Origin of the sequence: Psychroflexus lacisalsi, from assembly GCF_020164495.1 — a bacterium.
Classification (GTDB): domain Bacteria; phylum Bacteroidota; class Bacteroidia; order Flavobacteriales; family Flavobacteriaceae; genus Psychroflexus; species Psychroflexus lacisalsi.
Window position 1 is genome coordinate 1 of the sequence record NZ_JAIQYZ010000003.1, and the last position, 23,690, is coordinate 23,690.

General features: G+C 34.1%; 20 protein-coding genes. 9 read left to right on the forward strand and 11 right to left on the reverse strand.

From position 1 onward, the window contains the following. The first annotated feature begins 396 nt into the window (after window positions 1–396). From LB449_RS09615 to LB449_RS09635, 5 genes are all read left to right on the forward strand, one after another. The gene (locus LB449_RS09615; protein ID WP_224454895.1) at window positions 397–852 is read left to right on the forward strand and encodes a MarR family winged helix-turn-helix transcriptional regulator; all 456 of its coding nucleotides are present in this window, start codon (window positions 397–399) and stop codon (window positions 850–852) included. Window positions 853–857: 5 nt separating this feature from the next. After that, the gene (locus LB449_RS09620) at window positions 858–3,263 is read left to right on the forward strand and encodes a 3-hydroxyacyl-CoA dehydrogenase/enoyl-CoA hydratase family protein (protein WP_224454896.1); all 2,406 of its coding nucleotides are present in this window, start codon (window positions 858–860) and stop codon (window positions 3,261–3,263) included. A gap of 43 nt (window positions 3,264–3,306) precedes the next feature. Further along, complete coding sequence (locus LB449_RS09625; protein ID WP_224454897.1) at window positions 3,307–4,494, forward strand: acetyl-CoA C-acyltransferase; 1,188 nt, start codon at window positions 3,307–3,309, stop codon at window positions 4,492–4,494. A 10-nt stretch (window positions 4,495–4,504) separates the two neighbouring features. Continuing rightward, window positions 4,505–6,313 carry an acyl-CoA dehydrogenase family protein gene (locus tag LB449_RS09630; RefSeq protein WP_224454898.1) on the forward strand — a complete coding sequence of 603 codons (1,809 nt, stop codon included), beginning with the start codon at window positions 4,505–4,507 and terminating at the stop codon, window positions 6,311–6,313. Window positions 6,314–6,541: 228 nt separating this feature from the next. Continuing rightward, on the forward strand, window positions 6,542–7,252 hold the full coding sequence (locus LB449_RS09635; RefSeq protein ID WP_224454899.1) for a DUF4488 domain-containing protein: 711 nt from the start codon (window positions 6,542–6,544) through the stop codon (window positions 7,250–7,252). A 48-nt stretch (window positions 7,253–7,300) separates the two neighbouring features. On the opposite strand, the gene ribB is transcribed toward LB449_RS09635, so the two are convergent. The 9 genes from ribB to LB449_RS09680 all read right to left on the reverse strand — a co-directional run bounded on the left by ribB (window position 7,301) and on the right by LB449_RS09680 (window position 16,085). Then, window positions 7,301–8,434 carry a 3,4-dihydroxy-2-butanone-4-phosphate synthase gene (gene ribB, locus LB449_RS09640; protein WP_224454900.1) on the reverse strand — a complete coding sequence of 378 codons (1,134 nt, stop codon included), beginning with the start codon at window positions 8,432–8,434 and terminating at the stop codon, window positions 7,301–7,303. Continuing rightward, entirely contained in the window at window positions 8,431–9,987 is a 1,557-nt protein-coding gene (locus LB449_RS09645; RefSeq protein WP_224454901.1) for an LptF/LptG family permease, read from the reverse strand. The genes ribB and LB449_RS09645 overlap by 4 nt, the downstream gene beginning before the upstream one ends. 10 nt (window positions 9,988–9,997) lie before the next feature. Further along, a complete protein-coding gene (locus LB449_RS09650; protein ID WP_224454902.1) occupies window positions 9,998–10,651 on the reverse strand; it encodes a LolA family protein in 654 nt (217 codons plus the stop codon). Between the two features lie 10 nt (window positions 10,652–10,661). Continuing rightward, window positions 10,662–13,073: a DNA translocase FtsK gene (locus LB449_RS09655; RefSeq protein WP_224454903.1), complete on the reverse strand. Its 2,412-nt coding sequence runs from the start codon at window positions 13,071–13,073 to the stop codon at window positions 10,662–10,664. A 51-nt stretch (window positions 13,074–13,124) separates the two neighbouring features. After that, a complete protein-coding gene (locus LB449_RS09660) occupies window positions 13,125–13,526 on the reverse strand; it encodes a diacylglycerol kinase (RefSeq protein ID WP_224454904.1) in 402 nt (133 codons plus the stop codon). A 71-nt stretch (window positions 13,527–13,597) separates the two neighbouring features. Continuing rightward, complete coding sequence (locus LB449_RS09665; RefSeq protein WP_224454905.1) at window positions 13,598–13,846, reverse strand: DUF6952 family protein; 249 nt, start codon at window positions 13,844–13,846, stop codon at window positions 13,598–13,600. Further along, window positions 13,827–14,141 (reverse strand): thioredoxin family protein, encoded by a 315-nt coding sequence (locus LB449_RS09670; protein ID WP_224454906.1) that lies wholly within the window; start codon window positions 14,139–14,141, stop codon window positions 13,827–13,829. The genes LB449_RS09665 and LB449_RS09670 overlap by 20 nt, the downstream gene beginning before the upstream one ends. A 43-nt stretch (window positions 14,142–14,184) precedes the next feature. Beyond that, window positions 14,185–14,823, reverse strand: a complete 639-nt coding sequence (locus LB449_RS09675; RefSeq protein ID WP_224454907.1) for a peroxiredoxin — start codon at window positions 14,821–14,823, stop codon at window positions 14,185–14,187. 110 nt (window positions 14,824–14,933) lie between these two features. Continuing rightward, window positions 14,934–16,085: a trans-sulfuration enzyme family protein gene (locus LB449_RS09680; protein ID WP_224455112.1), complete on the reverse strand. Its 1,152-nt coding sequence runs from the start codon at window positions 16,083–16,085 to the stop codon at window positions 14,934–14,936. Between the two features lie 110 nt (window positions 16,086–16,195). On the opposite strand from LB449_RS09680, the gene LB449_RS09685 reads away from it, so the two are divergent. Further along, entirely contained in the window at window positions 16,196–17,179 is a 984-nt protein-coding gene (locus LB449_RS09685) for an arginase family protein (RefSeq protein ID WP_224454908.1), read from the forward strand. A 3-nt stretch (window positions 17,180–17,182) separates the two neighbouring features. On the opposite strand, the gene porQ is transcribed toward LB449_RS09685, so the two are convergent. Both porQ and lon read right to left on the reverse strand, forming a co-directional pair. Beyond that, on the reverse strand, window positions 17,183–18,202 hold the full coding sequence (gene porQ, locus LB449_RS09690; RefSeq protein WP_224454909.1) for a type IX secretion system protein PorQ: 1,020 nt from the start codon (window positions 18,200–18,202) through the stop codon (window positions 17,183–17,185). Window positions 18,203–18,323: 121 nt separating this feature from the next. Then, a complete protein-coding gene (lon, locus tag LB449_RS09695) occupies window positions 18,324–20,771 on the reverse strand; it encodes an endopeptidase La (RefSeq protein WP_224454910.1) in 2,448 nt (815 codons plus the stop codon). A gap of 204 nt (window positions 20,772–20,975) precedes the next feature. Between lon and LB449_RS09700 the strand changes: the two genes are divergently transcribed. From LB449_RS09700 to LB449_RS09710, 3 genes are read left to right on the forward strand one after another with little or no spacing between them, the layout of a single operon-like run. Then, entirely contained in the window at window positions 20,976–21,518 is a 543-nt protein-coding gene (locus LB449_RS09700; protein WP_224454911.1) for a DUF1599 domain-containing protein, read from the forward strand. Then, window positions 21,515–22,603, forward strand: a complete 1,089-nt coding sequence (locus tag LB449_RS09705) for a BT_3928 family protein (protein ID WP_224454912.1) — start codon at window positions 21,515–21,517, stop codon at window positions 22,601–22,603. Before LB449_RS09700 ends, LB449_RS09705 begins: the two co-directional genes overlap by 4 nt. Window positions 22,604–22,615: 12 nt before the next feature. After that, on the forward strand, window positions 22,616–23,683 hold the full coding sequence (locus LB449_RS09710; RefSeq protein WP_224454913.1) for an ABC transporter permease: 1,068 nt from the start codon (window positions 22,616–22,618) through the stop codon (window positions 23,681–23,683). Window positions 23,684–23,690 lie beyond the last annotated feature (7 nt).

The following is a 23,690-nucleotide window of genomic DNA, read 5'->3' on the forward strand; positions in this document are numbered from 1 at the left end:
TTTCTCTAAGCGGATGCAAAACTAATACTTATTTTTGATTTAACAAGTGATAATTTTAAAAAAATAAAAACTTTTAATGAACGAAAACTAAATTTTTCCGGGAGGGCAAAACTACAACTTATCTTCATACCTCACAAGTAAAAATAACTTCAAATTATCCCTACTCCTGCCTTACATCTCCTCTCAGTACCTCAATTAGCGGGATGCATAACTACAACTCTTTCCCTCTTCCTACCAAACTTTTTTCAAGGTTTTTTGTCGTAAAACCCGACTTTAAATGTAACGTCTTAGAGGTCTTCATTTTAGATAAATAATTAAATTTTTAGTTCGTCAAAAAAAATAAATTTTACTATGCATGCATAATAAAATTACTTATATTTGTAGTAAGCATAAATTATGAAGGAAAAAACTATCGATTACGTTTTAAGATCTACTTGGATTGCAGTAGCTAAAATGTATAATGAAGAAGCCAATAAGAAAGGGAGTAGCATGGCAACAGGATTTGCTTTGTTAAGTATAGATCCTGAAGAAGGCACTCCTTCAACAGCTTTAGGTCCAAAGATGGGTGTTGAATCTACTAGTTTATCTAGAACGCTCAAAACCATGGAAGAAAAAGGGCTTATAAAAAGAGAAAAGAACCCAAATGATGGTAGGAGTGTATTAATTCATCTTACAGATTTTGGTGTTGAAATGAGAAAATTTTCAAAATATGTTGTCCTTTCATTTGATGAAGCCGTAAAAGAAAATATATCAAATGAAGATTTAGAGATATTTCTTAAGGTTACGGATCAGATAAATAGACTTATTTCAGAAAAAATGATATTTAAAAAAGAACAAACTAAAATTCAATAAGTAGTATGAAAAGAAGAATCAAAAAAGTTGCAGTAGTTGGTTCAGGTATTATGGGAAGTGGTATTGCTTGTCATTTTGCCAACATTGGTGTAGAAGTATTGCTTCTAGACATTGTGCCAAGAGAACTTACTAATGCTGAAGAAAAGAAAGGTCAAACTTTGAAAGATACTTCAGTGCGCAATAGGATTGTAAATGAAGCTCTCCATGCTTCATTAAAATCGAATCCCTCTCCTATTTACCATAAAGATTTCGCTAAAAGAATTGAAACAGGGAATCTTGAAGATGACATTTCAAAAGTAAAAGATGCAGATTGGATAATAGAAGTTGTAGTAGAAAGACTTGACATTAAAAAGCAGGTTTTTGAGAATTTGGAAAAACACAGAACTCCGGGCACTCTAATTTCTTCGAATACATCTGGTATTCCAATTAAATTTATGAATGAAGGAAGGTCTGATGATTTTAAAAAACACTTCTGTGGGACTCACTTCTTTAACCCACCACGTTACCTTAAATTATTAGAAATTATTCCTGGACCCAATACGTCCAATGAGGTTTTAGAATTCTTAAATGAATATGGAGAAAAGTTTTTAGGTAAAACTACAGTTGTAGCAAAAGATACTCCGGCTTTTATTGGAAACAGAATTGGTATTTTCAGCATAATGAGTTTATTCCATATGGTAAAAGATATGGATATGACTATAGAAGAAGTAGATAAATTGACTGGACCTGTCATAGGTAGGCCGAAATCTGCAACTTTTAGAACTGTTGATGTTGTTGGGCTTGACACTTTAGTGCACGTGGCCAATGGTCTTTATGATAATGTCCCAAAAGATGAAAGACATGATTTATTCAAATTACCCGACTTCATTGAACATATGATGGAAAAGAACTGGTTGGGTAGTAAATCAGGTCAAGGATTTTATAAAAAAGTAAGAAATGAAGATGGGTCTAGCGATATCAAATCTTTAGATCTGGATAGCTTAGACTACAGAGATAGAAAGTCAGCAAAATTTGATACCCTAGAAAAAACAAAATCCATAGATGTTGTTGCAGAAAGGTTTCCTGTCCTTATTGAAGGAAAGGATAAAGCAGGAGAATTTTACAGAAAAAACTTTGCTGCTTTATTTGCTTATGTTCAAAATAGAATGCCTGAAATTACAGATGCTCTCTATAAAATAGATGATGCCATGAAGGCTGGTTTTGGATGGCAGCACGGTCCATTTCAAATTTGGGATGCCATTGGACTTGACAAGGGTATACAATTGATGAAAAATGAAGGTTTCGAGATTGCTGATTGGGTGAAATCACTGTCAGAGTCGAAAGATAAATCCTTTTACCATGTGAAGTCTGGAAAAACATATTTCTATGACATTGATCAAAAGAAACACGAAAAAATTCCAGGTCAAGATGCCTTTATCATATTAGATAACATAAGAGAAAGTCACGAAGTATTTAGCAATAAAGATTTGGTTGCAGAAGATCTTGGTGATGGTATTTTGAATATTGAATTCAGAAGTAAAATGAATTCTATTGGTGGAGATGTCTTAAATGGTATCAATGCAGCAATGGATATTGCAGAAAGAGATTATGATGGAGTGGTTATTTCTAATACAGGTGATAACTTTTCTGTAGGTGCAAATATTGGAATGATTTTCATGTTTGCTGTAGAACAAGAGTATGAAGAATTAAATGCTGCGATAAAATATTTCCAAGACACGATGATGAGAATGCGATACTCCTCTATTCCAACAGTAGCCGCGCCTCATCAAATGGCCCTTGGAGGAGGATGTGAATTATCCATGCATGCTGATAAAGTTGTGGCGCATGCCGAAACTTATATTGGATTGGTTGAATTTGGAGTAGGTGTCATCCCAGGTGGTGGTGGTTCTAAAGAAATGACTAGACGGGCAGCAATGACCTTCCAAAAGGATGATGTTGAGTTGAACAGATTAAGAGAAAATTTCTTAACTATTGGTATGGCTAAAGTGGCAAAATCTGCACACGAAGCTTACGACTTAAACATTTTAGAAAGAGGAAAAGACATCGTTGTTGTGAGCAGGGATAGACAACTTGCAGTTGCTAAAGAACAAGCTAAATTAATGGCTCAAAACGGTTACACTCAACCTGTCAAAACTAATGATATCAAAGTTTTAGGCAGACAGGCACTAGGCGCTTTTCTAGTTGGTACAGATCAAATGAAAGCTGGAAAATACATAAGTGAACACGATCAAAAGATTGCTAATAAACTAGCTTACGTCATGTCCGGAGGAGATTTATCTGAGGCTAATTATGTTTCTGAGCAATACCTACTAGATCTTGAACGTGAGGCATTTCTATCGCTGTGTGGTGAAAGAAAGACGTTGGAACGCTTACAACATATGATTAAGAAAGGGAAACCGTTGAGAAATTAAGATTCAATATCGTAAGATTTAGAATTAAATAAAATTTGATAATATGAAAACAGCATATATAGTAAAAGGACATAGAACCGCAGTAGGAAAGGCTCCTAAGGGTGTGTTTCGTTTCAAAAGACCAGATGACCTGGCAGCAGAAACTATTGACTACATGATGAAGCAATTGCCTGATTTTGATAAGTCTAGAATAGATGATGTCATAGTTGGTAATGCAATGCCAGAAGCAGAACAAGGTCTTAATGTAGGAAGATTAGTCTCATTGATGGGATTAAAAACTGAAGAAGTTCCTGGAGTTACGGTTAATAGATATTGTGCCTCTGGAATTGAAACCATAGCTATGGCTTCTGCAAAAATTCAAAGTGGAATGGCAGATTGCATCATTGCTGGTGGTGCTGAAAGTATGAGTTACATTCCGATGGGTGGTTACAAACCAGTTCCTAATTATAAAGTTGCTAAGGCAGGAAATGAAAGTTACTATTGGGGAATGGGATTAACTGCGGAAGCAGTTGCAGAGAAATATAAAATCAATGCAAAAGATCAAAACGAATTTGCCTACCATTCGCACCAGAAAGCAATCAAAGCTCAAAAAGAAAACAGATTCAAAGACCAGATTGTACCGATAAACGTTGAAGATATTTTCGTAGATGCGCACGGAAAAAAACAAACCAAAAGCTATACCGTCGATCAGGATCAGGGCCCACGAGCAGATACTTCTGAAGCAGTTTTAAACAAGCTCAGACCTGTTTTTGCTGAAGGTGGAAGCGTAACAGCTGGTAATTCTTCCCAAATGAGTGATGGTGCTGCTTTTGTAATGGTAATGAGCGAAGAAATGGTGAAAGAACTTAATCTAGAACCAGTTGCAAGACTCGTTTCCTACGCTACTGTAGGTGTAGAACCAAGAATTATGGGAATTGGCCCTGTAAAAGCTATTCCAAAAGCTTTAAAACAAGCTAACTTGAAGCTGAGTGATATTGAGTTGATAGAACTCAATGAAGCGTTTGCTTCTCAATCTTTAGCCGTTGCCAGAGAATTAGACATTAATCAAGACATCTTAAATGTGAATGGTGGTGCTATTGCGCTAGGCCATCCATTAGGCTGTACTGGTGCCAAACTATCAGTTCAAATTTTTGATGAAATGAAGAAGAGACAATTAAAAAATAAATATTCCATGGTCACCATGTGCGTAGGAACAGGTCAAGGTGCTGCTGGAATTTATGAAGTATTTTAAAAAAAGAAAAATGGAAACAAAAGAAAAAATTGCTGAATTGATCCGAGGTGGTCAGTTCATTGTCAAAGAAACTAAGGCTGAAGAAATTTTCACACCCGAAGATTTCTCAGATGAACAAAAAATGATGAGAGACTCTGTTAAAGAGTTTGTAGACAGAGAAATTTGGTCTAAAAAGGAAGAGTTTGAAAAAAAGAATTACGACCTCACTGAAGAAGTGATGCGTAAAGCTGGAGAGCTTGGATTTTTAGGAGTTGCTGTTCCTGAAGAATACGATGGATTAGGAATGGATTTTGTCTCGACAATGTTGGTTTGTGACTATATCTCTGGAGCTACAGGATCTATTGCAACAGCTTTTGGTGCACACACAGGAATCGGTACTTTACCTATCACTCTTTATGGAACTGAAGAGCAAAAGAAAAAGTACATTCCGAAATTGGCGACAGGAGAATGGTTTGGTGCTTATTGTCTAACTGAACCAGGTGCAGGGTCTGATGCCAATTCAGGAAAAACTAAAGCTGTCTTATCAGAAGATGGATCTCACTATAAAATTACAGGACAGAAGATGTGGATCTCTAATGCTGGGTTCTGTGATTTATTTATTGTGTTCGCTAGAATTGAAGACGATAAAAATATTACAGGATTTATCGTAGAAAAAGATCTAGAGAATGGAATTTCTATGGGTGAAGAGGAGAAAAAATTAGGTATTCACTCCTCCTCTACCAGACAGGTATTTTTTAACGAAACAAAAGTTCCTGCAGAAAACCTATTGGGAGAAAGAAATGGTGGTTTCAAAATCGCTATGAATGCTTTGAACGTAGGTAGAATTAAATTAGCTGCTGCATGTCTTGATGCTCAACGTAGAGTTTTAGGATCTGCAGTTAGTTATGCTAATGACAGAGTTCAATTTGACACTCCAATTTCAAAGTTTGGTGCTATAAGATCCAAACTTGCTGAAATGGCAATGGCCATATATACTGATGAAGCTGCTTCTTACAGAGCTTCTAAAAATATTGAAGACAGGATCAATTTAAGAAAAGAGAGCGGAAACTCACACCAGGAAGCAGAGCTAAAAGGTGTTGAAGAATTTGCTATTGAATGTTCTATACTTAAAGTTGCAGTTTCTGAAGATATCCAGAAATGTACGGACGAAGGTATTCAAATCTACGGCGGAATGGGATTTTCTGCAGACGCTCCAATGGAGTCAGCATGGAGAGATGCCCGTATTTCTAGAATATATGAAGGTACAAACGAAATCAACAGAATGCTTTCTGTAGGAATGTTAGTCAAAAAAGCAATGAAAGGTCATGTTGATTTGCTGGGCCCAGCAAAAGCTGTTGCAGATGAGCTAACTGGTATTCCTTCTTTTGAAACACCTGATTACACACAATTACTTGCTGAAGAAAAAGCCATGTTGAAGAAACTTAAAAAAGTTTTCTTAATGGTGGCTGGAAGTGCAGCTCAGAAGTATGGTGAAGAGTTAGATCAGCACCAGCAATTGTTATTAGCTTCAGCTGATATCTTAATCGAAACTTATATGGCTGAATCTGCTATTTTAAGAGCAGAGAAAAATGCTAATCGTTTTGGAGAAGAGTCCCAAAAAGTTCAACTCGCTATGGCAAAATTAAGATTGTATAAAGCTGTAGATAAAATCAACGAAAAAGCTAAAGAAGGTATTGTTTCTTTTGCTGAAGGCGATGAGCAAAAAATGATGTTGATGGGATTGAAACGTTTTACTAAATACGAGAACTATCCCAACATTGTAGAATTAAGAAATATAATTGCAGACAAAATTGTGGAAGACAACAAGTACGCGATTTAATTTCCAATAATTCTAAATATTTAAACCCTGTTTCATTTTTGAAACAGGGTTTTATATTTAAGCTGAAATTGATACAGTTTTATAAATGTCTTTTGATACATTCCTTTAAATTCATTAACAATTTTATACATCCAAATAACCGAAAATGAAAACTTAAAGTCACCTTAAGAATACAGATGGATAAACTAAAAAATATTTAAGTTAGTATTCAATATAAAAAAACAAAAAATGAAATTATTTTACCTATTAATTTTATCAATTCTTAGTTCAGGCCTTTTGAAAGCCCAGCAACTCAACGGAGCATGGCAGAAGGTCGATAAGAATTCCAAAGATATTAAAAGCATCAAACTCTTCAGCGATAATTATTTTACGTCCTCTACCCGATTAGAATCTTCAGGGGAATTTGTATCAGCTTCTGGAGGGACCTATTCTTTATCAAAATTAGATTATATCGAAAACAACGAAATCCATTCAAATTCCAGAGCTGTTACAGGTTCTTACATCAATTATAGCTATCAAATAGAAAATGATACTTTGAAGTTGAAAGATCGGAATTCCAGAAATAAAGAAACCTGGGTCAAAATTGATTCTGCGGAAAAAGAAAAAATAACCTGCTGGAAAATTCACAAAGCTTTCAGGGATTCGAAATGGACAACGATAGAAGACAAACCAAGAAAAACGCTGAAAATGCTTACAGATAATCATTATCAAGTATTAGCACTAAACAGCCAGACTGGAGAGTTTTTTGGATCTAGTGGTGGAAAATGGACTTTTGAAAATGATAAGCATAATGAGATCATTCAGTTTTTTTCCAAAAATCCAAATATGGTTGGTGATACGCTTTCATTCAATAAAGAAATAAAAGACAGTATTTGGAGTCATAACGGAAAAAGTTCTGAAGGAGAGTATATTCAGGAACGTTGGAAAAAATTTAAATAATAAAAAAGCTCTTCATTCGAAGAGCTTTTTTATTGAACTTATTATGAATTAGTAATTCACATATTCTATAATTTCTAATCCGTAGCCTATCATTCCTACTCGTTTCTTTTGCTGAGAATTGGACATTAATTTAATTTTATGAACACCTAAGTCATGTAAAATTTGTGCTCCAATTCCAAAGTCCTTATCATCCATGACAAGTCGTGGAGCTTTAGCAATGCCATCATTCTGATTTTGCTTTAACTCTTTCAATCTCGAGATCAAATTAAGTCCTTGAACATCTTGATTTATAAAAACGATTGCTCCATTACCTTCAGTGTTCAATTGCTTAAACATATCGTCCAGTTTTTGATCAGCATTGGATGTTAATGTTCCAAGAATGTCATTATTAACCAAAGTTGAATTCATTCGGACTAAAACAGGTTCATCTGTTTTCCATGTGCCTTTTGTCAATGCAATATGCACCTGATCATTTGTGGTTTGATGATAAGCTCTTAATCTAAATTTTCCAAACCTAGTATTAAGTTCAAAATCTTCAGATTTTTCAATAAGAGAGTCGTGTTGCATCCTATAGGCCACTAGATCTTCGATAGAAACAAGTTTAAGATTATGAGCTTTAGCAACTTCTACAAGCTGTGGAAGTCTGGCCATCGTTCCATCTTCATTCATAATTTCACAAATCACTCCAGCTGGTTTTAAACCTGCTAACCTTGCAAAATCAATTGAAGCTTCTGTATGCCCTGTTCTTCTCAGTACACCACCCTCTTTGGCAATTAATGGAAATATGTGACCTGGACGATTCAAATCCTGAGGTCTTGTATCTTCTTCACAAAGTGCTTTTATAGTCTTTGCACGATCTGATGCTGAAATGCCTGTGGTTACTCCATTCCCCCTTAAATCTACAGAAACAGTAAAAGCTGTTTCCAATGGATCGGTATTATTGCCAACCATTGTTGAAAGATTTAAGTTTTTACAACGACCTTCTGTAAGTGGTGAACAGATTAAACCTCTCCCATATTTTGCCATAAAATTAATCATCTCTGGAGTCACTTTTTCTGCAGCTGCCAAAAAGTCGCCTTCATTTTCTCTGTCCTCATCATCTACAACAATAATCACTTTTCCAGCTCTTACATCATCTATAGCTTCTTGTATGGAGTCTAATTTAATTTTTCCTTCTGTCATTTTTTATTATTTCTGATATTAAAAAAATTTACTTTTATCTTTTTTACCAAATTATCAATTGGGATTGTGATAAAATCTAAATTAACGAATCCTTGATCTGTTGTGGCTCTGTAGGTTAGATAAATACTTAGTGGAAGTAATACAAAAGTTGACAGCCAAGAACCCAAAAATGCAGATATACTTCCACCTTCAGCACTATTCCCAGCAAACAAACCAATAAAATGGTAAGTTAAAAACAAGATGATTGCAACTACCATTGGTAAACCTAAACCACCCTTTCTGATGATAGCTCCTAACGGAGCTCCAACAAAAAACAATATCACGCAGGCAAATGGTAAAGCATATTTGTCATGCATTGCCATTTCAATTTTATTTAATAAAACGCTTTTCTGTTTTAGTTGATTCTTTTTTGAGCTTATTTGAGGTAGTATACTATTTACCGAGTTGGTAGCAACATTGAAAAGTTGAGTTCGTTGTCTATAATCATACTCCCAGAATAAGCTGTCAATTGATAAATTGGAATGCAACTCTATATATTTATTATTTTCAGAATCAGCTAGTTCACTTTCATTATTAGATTCTTTTTTCAAATCCTGATTTATTTTTCTTGAGTCCTTTTCAGAAGTATCTTTTTTAGCCATGTTTAAAGTTCGCAGCACTCCACTTCTTTGCTTTATTATTCTATCGTAACTTGATATTGTTTTATTAAAATCGTTTGAAAACGAATCTAATTGAATTTTAAGTTCACCCGTATTCAACATCTTGTAAGGATGCTTTAAACTTTCATCCTCCAGATCTACATCGTTAAATTCTGATAAATCCATATTTAATACATATTTATCAAACGCAGATTTCACAAAAGGAGATTTCAATTTTTGTTGATAAGTTTTGGTGGGAACTTCATCATAATAATTACCATCGTAAAGAATAAGCGAAAGTACATTGGAATTTTCGCTGGACTCTAGCTCACCATAATCGGCTTTGATTACGGTATAGTTTCCTACTCTGCTTTCCGATTTTTTATGAATTATAACATCATCTAAATTTCGACCGTTGGGGCCACTTTTTTTACTCACCTTTATATTGATATTCCCCATATCGTTAAAAGCCCCTTCTACAATTGCCATTGAGGGTTTAACTTGAGCTATATTTTTACGCATATTGAGGACTTTTCCTTCAGCGAATGGTATGACGGTATCTGCAAAATAAAAGGTAACTGCACCAAGTATCAATATAAAAACTATAAGGCTTCGCATGGCTCTCTGTAGAGAAATCCCAGCAGACTTCATCGCAGCAAATTCATATTGCTCAGCGAAGCTCCCAAATGTCATAATCGACGACAATAGAATGGTTAACGGCAAAACCATTGGGATGAGATTAGGAAGAAGAAAAAATAAAAACTTTGAAATGATCTCTAAATCAATATCCTTACCTGCAAACTCTTCTATAAACCTCCAAACCGATTGAAGTATAAAAATAAACATCAAAATTGTAAAAACTGAAATAAAGATTTTTACAAAGGAGGTTAGGATATAACGATCTAGAATTTTCAATACAAATAAATTAGTCTAATTCATTAATATAATAATCTGCATATTTCGACTTTTGAAATTGAAAATGATTAGCAGATAATGGCTCGTTTGTTTTAAATTTTGTCACTCTGAATTCTATTCTAGTATCGCTGGGTTGAACTTGGATTAAGTTGAAAATATGCTTGGTTTGTTTATCAATACCAAGTAATATTTTTTTCATTTCATTGTTAGAGTCCATAGGAATAAGTTCAACATATTGAATTTTTCTTCCTTTTACATCTTGCAGAACATCCATTTTAAAACGGTATCCCTCTTTGTAAAATGTAAGCATTTTGGAAGGGGTAATTTGTTCTGTATCTGTTTCATCATAAGAAGATATAGTGACTTCATCGTCTTCAGGAACAATGGTGTAAATTTTTTCACCATCAAATATCTGTGTAGTTCCCATCAGGTTCAATACATATTTTTCGCCCTTTATACTCACATCGCCACGAGTTTCTTGTTTCAGGTTCTGCTCAGTATTTTCTAGAGTGTAAGAAAAATCTATAACGAAATTATCGTAAGATTGGACTTTATCAAGCACATCTTTAACCAATGCTTTTGCTTCGTTATCATTTTGAGCATTTACAAAGTTGGAAGCAATAAAAAATAATGAAATAAAACTTAGAGTTTTTATCGTTTTCATGGAGTTTGGATTATAAATTTTGTTCGTTTTTTAGTAGTTCTTCGAGGGCTATAAAATCAGGAACTAAGACCTGTCTTGCTTTACTGCCTTCAAAAGGGCCAACAATACCAGCCGCTTCTAGTTGGTCTATTATTCTTCCAGCTCGATTGTAGCCTAGTTTCAATTTTCTTTGCAGAAGTGATGCAGAACCTTGCTGAGCAGTTATAATGACTTCGGCGGCATCTCTAAAAAGTTTGTCTCTGTCCTCGATGTCATTATCAACACCTATGCCAGATTCCTCTCCAGAATACTCCGGTAGCAAGTGAGCATCTGCGTATGCTTTCTGTGAGCCGATAAAATCGGTTATTTTTTCAACTTCAGGTGTGTCTACAAAGGCACATTGTAATCTTATCAAATCATTACCCTGAGTAAATAACATATCACCTCTACCTATTAATTGATCTGCACCTCCAGCATCCAAAATTGTTCTAGAGTCGATTTTAGAGGTTACCCTAAAGGCCATTCTTGCTGGAAAATTGGCCTTAATCATTCCTGTAATCACATTGACAGAAGGTCGCTGTGTCGCAATAATTAAATGTATTCCAATTGCTCTAGCAAGCTGGGCAAGCCGAGCTATAGGCGTTTCCACTTCCTTACCTGCCGTCATAATAAGATCTGCAAATTCATCAACCACTAAAACGATATATGGAAGAAATTTGTGTCCGTTTTCAGGATTTAGTTTTCTTGCCTTAAATTTTACATTATACTCTTTAATATTTCTAACCATTGCATCTTTCAATAAATCATAACGATTATCCATTTCGATGCAAAGTGAATTCAATGTATTTATGACTTTAGTATTGTCGGTAATAATTGCCTCTTCAGTATCCGGTAGTTTTGCCAAATAATGTCTTTCGATTTTATTGAACAATGTCAGTTCTACCTTTTTAGGATCGACTAAAACAAATTTTACTTCGGCAGGGTGTTTTTGGTATAAAAGGGAAGTCAATATAACATTAAGACCAACAGATTTCCCTTGTCCAGTTGCTCCTGCCATAAGCAGGTGAGGCATTTTAGCTAGATCAACGGTAAAGGTTTCATTGGATATTGTTTTACCCATTGCGATGGGAAGTTCCATTTCTGCATTCTGAAATTTATTGGAAGCGACAACAGACCTCATCGGAACTATAGAAGGATTTTGATTAGGAACCTCGATTCCTATGGTACCTTTTCCAGGAATTGGAGCTATGATTCTTATTCCTAAGGCAGACAGTGACAATGCAATATCATCCTCTAGATTTTTGATTTTAGAAATTCTTATACCTGCTTCTGGAACGATCTCATAAAGGGTCACTGTTGGACCGACAGTAGCTTTTATTTGTGCAATTTCTATCTTATAATTCTTGAGTGTATCAACAATTTTATTTTTGTTCTGTTCCAATTCTTTTTGATCGATGGTAATCCCGCGACCAGAATTGTAGTCTTTTAATAACTCAATACTCGGAAACTGGTAGTTGGCCAATTCTAAAGTAGGATCAAATTCACCAAAATCCTCAACTAATTTTTTACTTAACTGATCTGATTCTTCCTCATCTTCAACAGTTTCCACTTCCATTTCTACATCATCCTCATCTTCAGACTTAATGACAATTTTTTCTTTTGCAACAGGTTTTTCTTTAGAAGATTTTTCACTGAAAGAATTTTCTAACTGAACATCATTATCTTGATGCTTAAGTTCTGTTGGTTCTAAATCACCTGAAGTAGCCACCTCGATTTCTTCCTTAATTTTAGTTTCTTCTGAATTTGTTTTACGTTCAAATTTCATCTCAGAAACTTCATCTTTGACATTCTGTTTATGATTTGAAAAAGACTTAGACAAAGCGTCTGGAGTAATGTTTAGCCTTGATACTAGATAAATAATCAACATAAAAACGAGTACAAGGATTACACCTAATTTACCGACATAATCTTGCAGAAAATCATTTATTTCGTAGCCTACAACTCCACCCATTATAGGATTTGAAGCTGCGAAAAACCCTAGAGTCAAAGACAGCCATAAAACAATATATGATCCCCAAAACCAAAGAGATCTTAGCTTAAATAGCTTTAAATTTAAAAATAAATAAATTCCCGTTATAAAAAGCATAGCCGGAAAGCTAATTACTGCAATACCAAAACCTTTATATATAAGTGCATGACTTATATAAGCTCCAAACTTGTTGAGCCAATTGTTAGCCTGTTCACTTCTATCCATAACATTACCCATCATGGATTGGTCTGCTTGCCAATTGAAAAAGTAAGAAAGGAATGAAATAAAAAGACCTATGGCAAAAAGCATTAAGAAACTGCCAAAAATTATTTTGGTACGCTTAGATGCTTTCAAATTGAAGCTCTTCTTTTCTTGCTTTGGTTTGGTGGTATTGCTTCGCTTAGTCTTGGCCATATAGATTGTAAAGTGCGAAACAAAAATACAAATATTAACCGCTTTAGCTAATCAAATTATCGCAAGTAAATAGGGAATATAGATAATAAGTAGAACGACAAATGCAAAGATTCCGGCTACCATAACGGCTCCAGCTGCTATATCTTTAATTTTTCCAATTTTCTCATCATAATTAGGCTGAATATAATCTGCCAATTGCTCAACAGCAGAATTAATACCTTCTATACTAAGTACTAAAGCCATTACACCAAGTTGAGCAAACCACTCTGAATCTGTAATTTTAAAATAAAATCCTGCAAGAATAAAAATGAATGAAAACAATAATTGAAATTTGAAACTATCTTCCTTAAGAAAAAGGTAAGTCAATCCCTTCCAAGCATAGTCTAAAGATTTTATACGTTCTTTTATTGTTTTGAGATTGAACATGGATGAAATTTCTTTTATTGATACCATTCTCAAAATTAGTATAAAAAAAAAGAAACTGTTTTCACAGTTTCTTTTTTAAATCGAAATAAAATATTTTGTTATTTATCGATGGAGCCTAAGACTCTTTGAGCAAAAGTATTTGCAGCGTCTTTTTCTGACATGCCATCTTTCACCATTTTGTCCATTTCAATTGCTCCTGCAATGTTGGTGATAAGCTCACCGACAACGTCCATTTCTTCATCTTTTACAGATCTATGTTCTGTAAAAGATTCTAGGACTTCGATAGTATGTTCAAGTTTCTGAACATCATTATTTTTCTGAAAATGCTTAATTACTGGTAACTTCATTTACTAATTCTTTTAGAGATTCAAACTTGTTGGTTTGAACTTGATTTTTAAATTCTCCATTTTTAAATGTAGCAAAAGTTGGAAGGTTATTCACATTAGCTAACTTTCTAGATTCAGGAAATTTTTCTGCATCTACCATTAGAAATGGAATTTCTTCATGTTCACTTGCTAATTTTTTAAATTTAGGCTTCATCAGTCTACAGTTTCCACACCATGTTGCGGAAAATTGAACAATTACTGTGTCGTTACTGTTGACTGTTTCAGCTAAATTATCTTGATCTAATTCTTTAAACATAAATTTTGTTTTTTAAATTAATTCAGTGACAAACTGAAATTCTTTAGTTTTTAGATAGGTAAGAAGAAACACCTTCTCTATCAGCTTTCATGCTTTCTTTACCTTCTTCCCAGTTTGCTGGACAAACTTCACCATGTTTTTGCACATGTGTATAAGCGTCTATCATTCTAATGAATTCATTTACATTTCTTCCAAGTGGCATATGGTTCACACTTTCTTGAAATACTGTTCCTTCTTCATCGATTAAATATGTTGCTCTGTAAGCTACATTATCACCATCTACTGTTAGATGCCCATCTTCGTCATCGTAGCGCTCATTTGTAACGTCTAAAATACCAAGTCTACTACTTAAGTTTCTGTTAGAATCTGCTAGGATTGGGTAAGTTACACCTTCAATTCCTCCATTGTCTTTAGAAGTATTCAACCATGCAAAATGTACTTCTGCAGTATCACAGGAAGCACCTATTACAATTGTATTTCTTTTTTCAAATTCTGGCAGAGCTTCTTGAAATGCATGTAATTCAGTTGGACATACGTATGTAAAGTCTTTTGGGTACCAGAATAAAACAACTTTTTTATTTTCTTTTTGTGCTTTTTCTAAAATATTAATTTGAAAAGTATCACCCATTTCATCCATGGCGTTTACTTTTAAATCTGGAAATTTCTTACCTACTATTGACATATATAAGTTTTATTAATTAATAATTTCAAACGAAATTACAGATAAAGCTAAAATTGATAATACAAAATTTAACATCTATTCTTATACTTAGATAAGTTCTATTTATAGTTCTACTCTCCTGCTACACTAGAAGCAAAAGCCATCTGCAAATCTCTCTTAAGATCTTGAGTATCTTCTATGCCCACTGAAAACCTGACTAAGTTGGACTTGATGCCCTGAGATTCTCTCTCCTCTGGACTTAACAAAGAATGAGATGTTTTTTCTGGAGATAAAACCGTACTCTCTACCCCACCAAGACTTAATACATTTCTAATAAGATTCAAACCACTAAAAAATCTTGATATGTCACAATTATCACTTAAATCGAAAGAAAGCATCCCACCAAAACCAGTCATTTGAGATTTTGCCAATTCATGTTGTAAATGAGATTTTAGGCCAGGATAATATACACGATCAACATAATCTGAAGCTTCAAGATATTCAGCTAAATCTAAAGCATTATTAGATTGCTGCTTGACTCTCAAATTAAGAGTTTTCATGCTTCGCTCAAGCATCCAAACGGTTTGGTCTGCAAGACTACCACCAAAGTTTTTTGCTTTAGAAAAGACTTTTTTCATGATGTCATGAGAAGAAGCAACTGCTCCAGCAGTAATGTCGCTATGCCCGCCAAGATATTTTGTGGCGCTGTGAATTACAATATCAACGCCATGATCGATTGGAATTTGATTTATAGGACTGGCAAATGTATTGTCTGCCATGGTTAAAACATTATTCTCTTTAGCAAATTTTGTGACTGAAGCTATATCTGTGATTTCCAATAAGGGATTAGAGGGAGTTTCAATGTAAATCAATTTTGTTTCTGGTTTCAGACTGGATTTTAGTTCGGTCCAGTTATTTACATCAACGAAATCATATTCAATTCCATACTGTTCACATTCTTCGATAATAAAATTACGGGTACCTCCATAAATTTGATTTTGAAGAATAACATGATCTCCAGATTTCAAAACACTCAACATAGCTGTTGTAATAGCAGCCATACCACTACCAAATATAAGCGCTGACTCTGCATGTTCTAATTCCGCAATTTTTTCAGAAAGCATCTTTTGATTGGGGCTATTGAAATATCTTGGATAAATAGAGGTGTCTAGACCATCGTATGCATAAGCCGTAGATAAATACATCGGAGAAACTGCTCCTTTATAAACTTCATCCACAACTTCTCCGCTGTGAACACATATTGTATTGATTCCTTTTTGCATTTCTTTTTTTCTCAAATTTAATTTATTAAGACCAACTTACAGATTCTTGTAAGTATATTTTTTCGTGATAGAATTTTTCTATAATTTCAGAAACCGTAAATATTAATTCCATGGACAATTTTAAACTCAGTAATGCTTCGGATTTATCAAAATATTTGGAAATAAATGAGGACGGTGAAAAATTTGGTGAAGCTATTATTACTATCTCAGATCTCAATCAGCTTGAAAGCCTGGAATCTAAATATGTTATTTTTGGAATTCCTACAATACTTCATACTAAGTCAAGTTTTAAAGTCAATTCTGGAAATTTTGAAAGTTTGCTAAAAAAACTACTGAACACCCAAAACAATCAATTCAATAAGGCTAATGAAGTTATTGTTTTGGGAGAAATTGATATGGAACCTCTTCAAATTGATCTGAATAAACAAAAACAAAGTTTTGAATCAAATACAGAAGAAATCAACAAAATTCATGAGAAAGTAGATAATATAATTTATGAATTGGCAACCGTAATTTTTGATTCTGGTAAAGTTCCAATCATGTTGGGAGGTCATATAAATAATTCTCTAAGCATTGGAAAAGCCATAAAATCTTCAACAAAAAAATCGATTAATTTATTTGACCTGTCTCCAAATATGAATTTTGATTTTTCTACAAAACAAGAAACATTAGTCTCTGTTAATTACTTTGACAAGGACCTCATTGGAAAATATTATGCATTTGGTCTGCATAAAAACAATATTGCTCAAAAGAACTTTAATGTTATATCTGCTTCAACACAAATCGATTTTAAGTTTTATGAAGATTGCTTGCATCTTACTACTCTAGACAAATGTGTAAAATTCAAAAACTCCATTGATTTTTTGAACGGTAAATTAGGGTTTAGACTAGATCTCAAATCTATTCAGGGACTTTCTGCCAACTGCGAGCCGTCTTCAGGATTTAGCTTAAGAGACATTAGAACATTTATGAAAATAGTAAGAAAGGAGAAAATTGAATTTTTACATATCTGTGGTTTTGAAACCTGTAAAGAAGAAATTACCAGCATGATGTTAAGCTATTTAATATCAGATTTTATAAGGCATGACGACTAACTCCTAAAGTTCAATATTCAATCCGAAAAAGCTAGAACTCGCTGCTCTATTGAATTGCGCATAGGAATAACTAAACCTAAGTTTATTAAATCTTATACTTACACCACCTGTAAGGCCCGAAAATGCCCTTTGGTCTTGGATTCTTAGTTCCTCTCCTCTTCTGAAATTATAACCTATCTGTACACTAAATGCTCCATCTGGAAAAAGTTCCGCTCCAAGAATGGCATGGCGCAGAGCATTATTTAAAAAACCAGGATCATCTGGTGTAATATTCCCACTCAAATCTTCTTCATCTCTGGCAGTGTTTCTAAATGCAATGTTCCATTCTTGTAAGTTTTCTAAAGTAATATGCCAACGGATTGGTGCTTTTACCAATTTTTGAGAAACTCCTAATATCACTTCAAAAGGCATCGATTCTCTTATATCATTGAAAGGTTTAAATTGGGTCCCAATATTTCTTACAACTCCTGAAACTACTAAATCCCACTCAGAGTAGATATAACTCACACCCAAATCCAAAGCACCAGCAAAAGAAGAGTATTGTTCTAGTTTGGAAGAAATCAATTTTAAATTTGCTCCTACATAAAAATCTGATCTCTCAATTCGCCTGGCATATCCAATAGACAAGGCTGCTTCTTGACCTCCAAATTCAGCCATAGGATTTCCAGATTCATCAAATCCATCAAATCTACCGTAATCTATATAGGTTACACCCGCTTGTATCATTTGAGTTCTTCTTCCAACATCATATGCGTAAGAAGCTGTTCCATAATTTACATCTGAAAAATAATTCATATAATTTGCAGACATCTGGTTGTGCATTTCAAAATTAATAAGGGCAGGATTCGCCAGTGCATTTGCAGGATCTGAAGAATAAGATGTAATATTTTTTCCTCCGAGAGCAGAAATCTTGGGAGATACTGGTAAATTCAGAAACTGATAAGTATCCTGACCACCAATTTGGGCAAAGGAAGGCCTTGTCATTCCCAAAATTATAATCAAAAAAATAAATATGTGTTTCATGAAACCTTTATAGCAGTATGTAAGGAAACGCAGTGCAATGTAATTTATTTTGAAAAAAAATAATCATTAAAAAACCAGATGAATAAACATCTGGTTTAGTTAACCTAAAAATTAAATTAAATTAAAGGACTTTTGCATTTTTTACTTTTTGTTTCAGAAGTGCATAATCCAAGACTTCATGCATTTCACTTATGTAATTTATTGTAAGTCCTTTGAGATAATCTTCTTTGATTTCTTCAATGTCCTTTCTATTCTCTTCGCAAAGTATAATTTCTTTAATTTTAGCGCGTTTCGCTGCCAATATTTTTTCCTTTATACCTCCTACTGGTAATACTTTACCCCTTAAAGTAATTTCTCCTGTCATCGCTAGATTCTTTTTGATCTTACGTTGAGTGAATAAAGAAACCAATGATGTAAACATAGTTATACCAGCACTTGGGCCGTCTTTTGGTGTGGCGCCTTCAGGAACATGAATGTGTACATTGTAATCAGTGAAAATATCTGGGTTTAATTTGAATTTCTCAGCATTAGATTTAATGTATTCCATTGCAATGGTTGCCGACTCTTTCATCACTTTTCCAAGGTTACCAGTAATGTTCAAATTACCCTTACCTTTAGAAAGAATGGATTCAATAAATAAAATTTCGCCTCCAACACTAGTCCATGCCAGACCAGTTACAACACCAGCTACTTCATTGTTTTCGTAAGAATTTCTAGGTCTTGAGGGACCTAAGATTTTTTCTACTCTTTCATTGGTTATCTTAATTTCGTAGTCCTCTTCCATAGCAATATCTTTAGCTACGTTACGAACCACTTTTGCAATTTGCTTTTCAAGATTCCTCACTCCAGACTCTCTTGTATAACCATCAATTATTTTTTCTAATTGCTGTTTTCCAAGTTTAATGTCTTCTTTTTTGATACCATGCTCTTTTATTTGCTTAGGAAGCAAATGACGCTTTGCAATTTCAATTTTTTCTTCAACTGTATATCCATTGACATGAATGATTTCCATTCTGTCTCTTAGCGCTGGCTGGATTTGTGATAAATCGTTTGAAGTGGCTATAAACATAACCTTGGACAAATCATAACCTACTTCTAGGAAGTTATCATGAAAATCATCGTTTTGCTCTGGATCCAAAACTTCTAATAATGCTGAAGAAGGATCACCCTGATGACTACTCGCTAATTTATCTACTTCATCAAGTACAAATACAGGGTTGCTCGTACCTGCTTTTTTCAAGCTTTGTACAATTCTACCTGGCATTGCGCCTATATAAGTCTTTCTATGACCTCGTATTTCTGCTTCATCACGCAAACCTCCAAGTGAAACTCTCGCATACTTTCTACCTAAAGCTTCAGCAATAGACTTACCTAGCGACGTTTTACCAACTCCGGGAGGACCTGAGAGACAAAGAATTGGAGACTTCATGTCTTTTCTAAGTTTTAGCACTGCCAAATATTCAATAATTCTTCTCTTTACATCTTCTAGTCCGTAGTGGTCACGATCGAGTACTTTTTGCGCTCTTTTCAGGTCAAATAGATCTTCACTTGTTTTATCCCACGGCAGGTCCAAAAATAAATCCAGGTAGTTACGCTGTATGGAATACTCAGCAACCTGAGGATTCATTTTTTGTAATTTTGCCAATTCTTTCTTGAAATGAGAATCAACAGTATCTTTCCAGCTTTTTGTTTTAGCGCGTTCACGCATTTCTTCTACTTCACCTTCAGATGAAACGCCACCTAATTCTTCCTGTATGGTCTTCATTTGTTGATGAAGGAAATATTCACGCTGTTGCTGGCTCATATCGCTCTGAACCTTAGATTGAATATCATTTTTTAGTTCCAATTTCTGGAACTCAATATTCATTTGCTTTAAAGTTAAAAGAGCTCTTTCCTTAAGGTCACTGGTTTCTAAAAGGTTTTGCTTGTCCTTCACTTCTACACTCATATTAGAAGACACAAAATTGATTAAGAAAGAAGAACTTTCGATATTCTTGATAGCGAAAGAAGCTTCAGAAGGAATGTTTGGACTGTCCTTTATTATGCGAAGTGATAAATCTTTAACCGAATCGATAATGGTTCTAAATTCCTCATCATCTGGAGCCGGTTTAATTTCTTCAAATTCTTCGATTTTACATCTCAAATAAGGTTCACTCGTTAAAGGCTCTGTAATTTTAAAGCGTTTTTTACCTTGTATAATTACTGTAGTGTTTCCATCTGGCATTTTTAATACTCTCAGGATTCTTGCAACTACGCCTACTTTATGAACATCTTCAAAAGCTGGGTGTTCCTCATCATCATTCATTTGAGCTACGACGCCTATGGTTTTATTTCCATTGTTAGCATCGTTAATTAGTTTGATAGATTTATCTCTTCCAGCGGTGATTGGAATGACCACACCTGGGAACAATACAGTATTTTTTAAAGGAAGAATTGGTAAATCATCTGGTAACAGTTCACGATTTATTTCCTCTTCGTCTTCTGAAGTCATAAGAGGAATTAGTTCTGCATCCTCATCAATATTCTCGGTTGATAAATTATCTAGATTAAATAGTCCGGATTTTGCCATAATTATTTTTTTGTCAAAATGTCAGTAAACACTGACTCAACTTCTTATTTTACATTATTTTTCTTGAAATATCCTGCTATACCATTGATATCAGGATTCAATTTATATAGGGTCAATTCCTATGCCATGCAAAATTACCACTATTATGCCTTTTTGTTTTTGTATTCTATTATAATTAGTCGAAATTTACCTTTTGGTTAAACTATGAACACAAACGAACAATTCGACCTTATAATAAAGGACACAAGGGATCTTTTTGTCAAAAAGACTCAAGACTACGGTACTGCTTGGAGAATACTAAGACTTACTTCCTTAACTGATCAAATTTTCATAAAAGCAAGCAGAATAAGAAGTCTGCAAGAAAATAAAGTTCAGAAAGTAGAAGAAAACGAAGATTCTGAGTTTATTGGGATCATCAATTATTCTATTATGGCTTTAATTCAAATTGAACTGGGCATTTCTGAAAAAGCAGATCTAAGTCCAGACGAAGCCGTAATTCAATATAATCTTCAAGTTGAAAAAGCTAAAACCCTAATGATTGATAAAAATCATGATTATGGTGAGGTTTGGAGGAAGATGAGAGTGAGTTCCCTGACTGATCTTATTTTGCAAAAACTTCTACGGATAAAACAGATTGAAGATAATGCAGGACAGACTTTAGTGAGCGAAGGTATCGAAGCAGGTTATCTCGATATCATAAATTATTCAGTGTTTGCTTTAATTCATTTAAACTTCAAATCAAAATGAAATACATAGTAGGCTTTTCTAGAATTTTTGTTGGTATTTTATTCATTTTCAGTGGATTTGTAAAATTGAATGATCCCATTGGATTTTCTTACAAACTAGAAGAGTATTTCGGCAAAGGAGTTCTGAATCTGGAATTCTTGATTCCTTTCGCATTGGTTTTGGCAATATTCATTGTGATTTATGAATTGCTTTTGGGCTTAACCCTACTGATTGGTTATGCGCCTAAATTTACCAAATGGAGTCTACTTTTGATGATTGTATTTTTTACTTTCCTGACATTTTATTCGGCGTATTTCAATAAAGTCACCGATTGCGGTTGCTTTGGTGATGCCATTCCCTTGACGCCCTGGCAGTCTTTTATAAAGGACATCATACTTTTAATTCTGATTTTGATATTATTCTTTAATGAAAAGTATATCAAACCTATTTTTGCAAAACCATCTTTAAAATGGATAGTATTTGCTGCATCCATAGCCTGTCTTTATTTCGCCTACCATGTTTTAATGCATTTGCCTACGATAGATTTTCGTGCCTATAAAATTGGAACCAATATCCCTGAAGCCATGAGTTATCTAGATGATGCTCAAGAAGCAGTCTATGAATATGAATGGACCTTTGAAAACAATGACAACAAGGAAGTTTATACAACTAATGGAAGCTATCCGGATGTACCTGGTGAATTTATCAATGTTGAAACAAAAATGATAAATGAGGGATACATTCCTCCAATTCGTGATTTCTCTCTTATAAAGGGTGGCGAAGACTATATTGAAGATTTGATGCAAGAAGATCAACTGATGATCGTTGTAGCTTATAATCTTTCCAAAACTGAACATGAAGGATGGACGAAACTATCATCTGCGCTGAATAAAGCCAAAGAAAACAACTTCAAAATTATTGGTCTTACAGCTTCCGGAGAAAAATATATATTAAAAATTAAAAGCGATTATACCTTGAATTTTGATTTTTATTTCTCAGATGAAACTGCAATCAAAACTATCATAAGAGCAAATCCTGGGCTTGTCATTATTGAAAATGGTACCATTACAAATAAGTTTCATTGGAATGATGCAGATGAATTCTAAAAGATATATCCATTGCTGAAAAATTTTGTTCAAAAAACTGCTTATGCTTTACTCACCGTTTTTGGTGTAGTTACCGTGATATTTTTTCTTTTTAATGTTCTGCCTGGAGATCCTGCACAAATGATGCTTGGGCAAAATGAAACTCAAGAACAACTTCAGCAACAAAAAGAAAAATATGGTTTTGATAAAAGCATAGGTCAGCAGTACTTATACTATATTAATGATTTGCTGCCTATCTCCTGGCATAGTTCAAATGTAAAAGACTTTACTTATTTTGAAGAGAATAAATATAATGGAACGCAATTATTTTCCTTGGCTGCAGGCTCTGTTTATATAAAAACACCCTATTTAAGAACTTCATTCCAACGTCAGGATCAAAAAGTGCTTGATATTATTAAACAAACTTTACCGAACACAGCAATTTTAGCGGTCTCTTCAATTGCAATTGCGCTTATTATAGGTATTTTTTTGGGAATTATTTCTGCCCTTCAAAAGGATACCTGGATAGACAAAAGCATACAAGTCCTTAGCACCTTAGGCATGAGCTTGCCTTCTTTTTTTAGTGCTATTCTTGCAGCTTGGCTCTTTGGCTATGTTCTTAAGGAATACACAGGATTAAACATGACAGGCAATCTTTACGAATTAGACGATTTTGGTGAAGAAAAGATTTTTCATTTCAAAAACTTAATATTACCAGCCTTTGTACTAGGAATCAGGCCGCTTGCAGTTGTTGTTCAGCTTATGAGAAGTTCGCTATTAGAAGTGTTTCAGCAAGATTACATAAGAACAGCTAGAGCAAAAGGACTAAGCGCTTATTCAGTAATTATAAATCACAGCTTAAAAAACGCGTTAAATCCAGTTGTCACTGCCATATCAGGCTGGTTTGCCTCCATGCTGGCGGGAGCTGTTTTTGTTGAATATATTTTCGGATGGAATGGCATCGGAAAAGAAATAGTAGATGCTTTAAACACGCTAGATTTGCCAATTATTATGGGAGCAGTGTTAACCATAGCTATCATCTTTATCATTATTAATATCTTAGTAGATATAATTTACAAACTATTAGACCCAAGAATATAAATTAAAA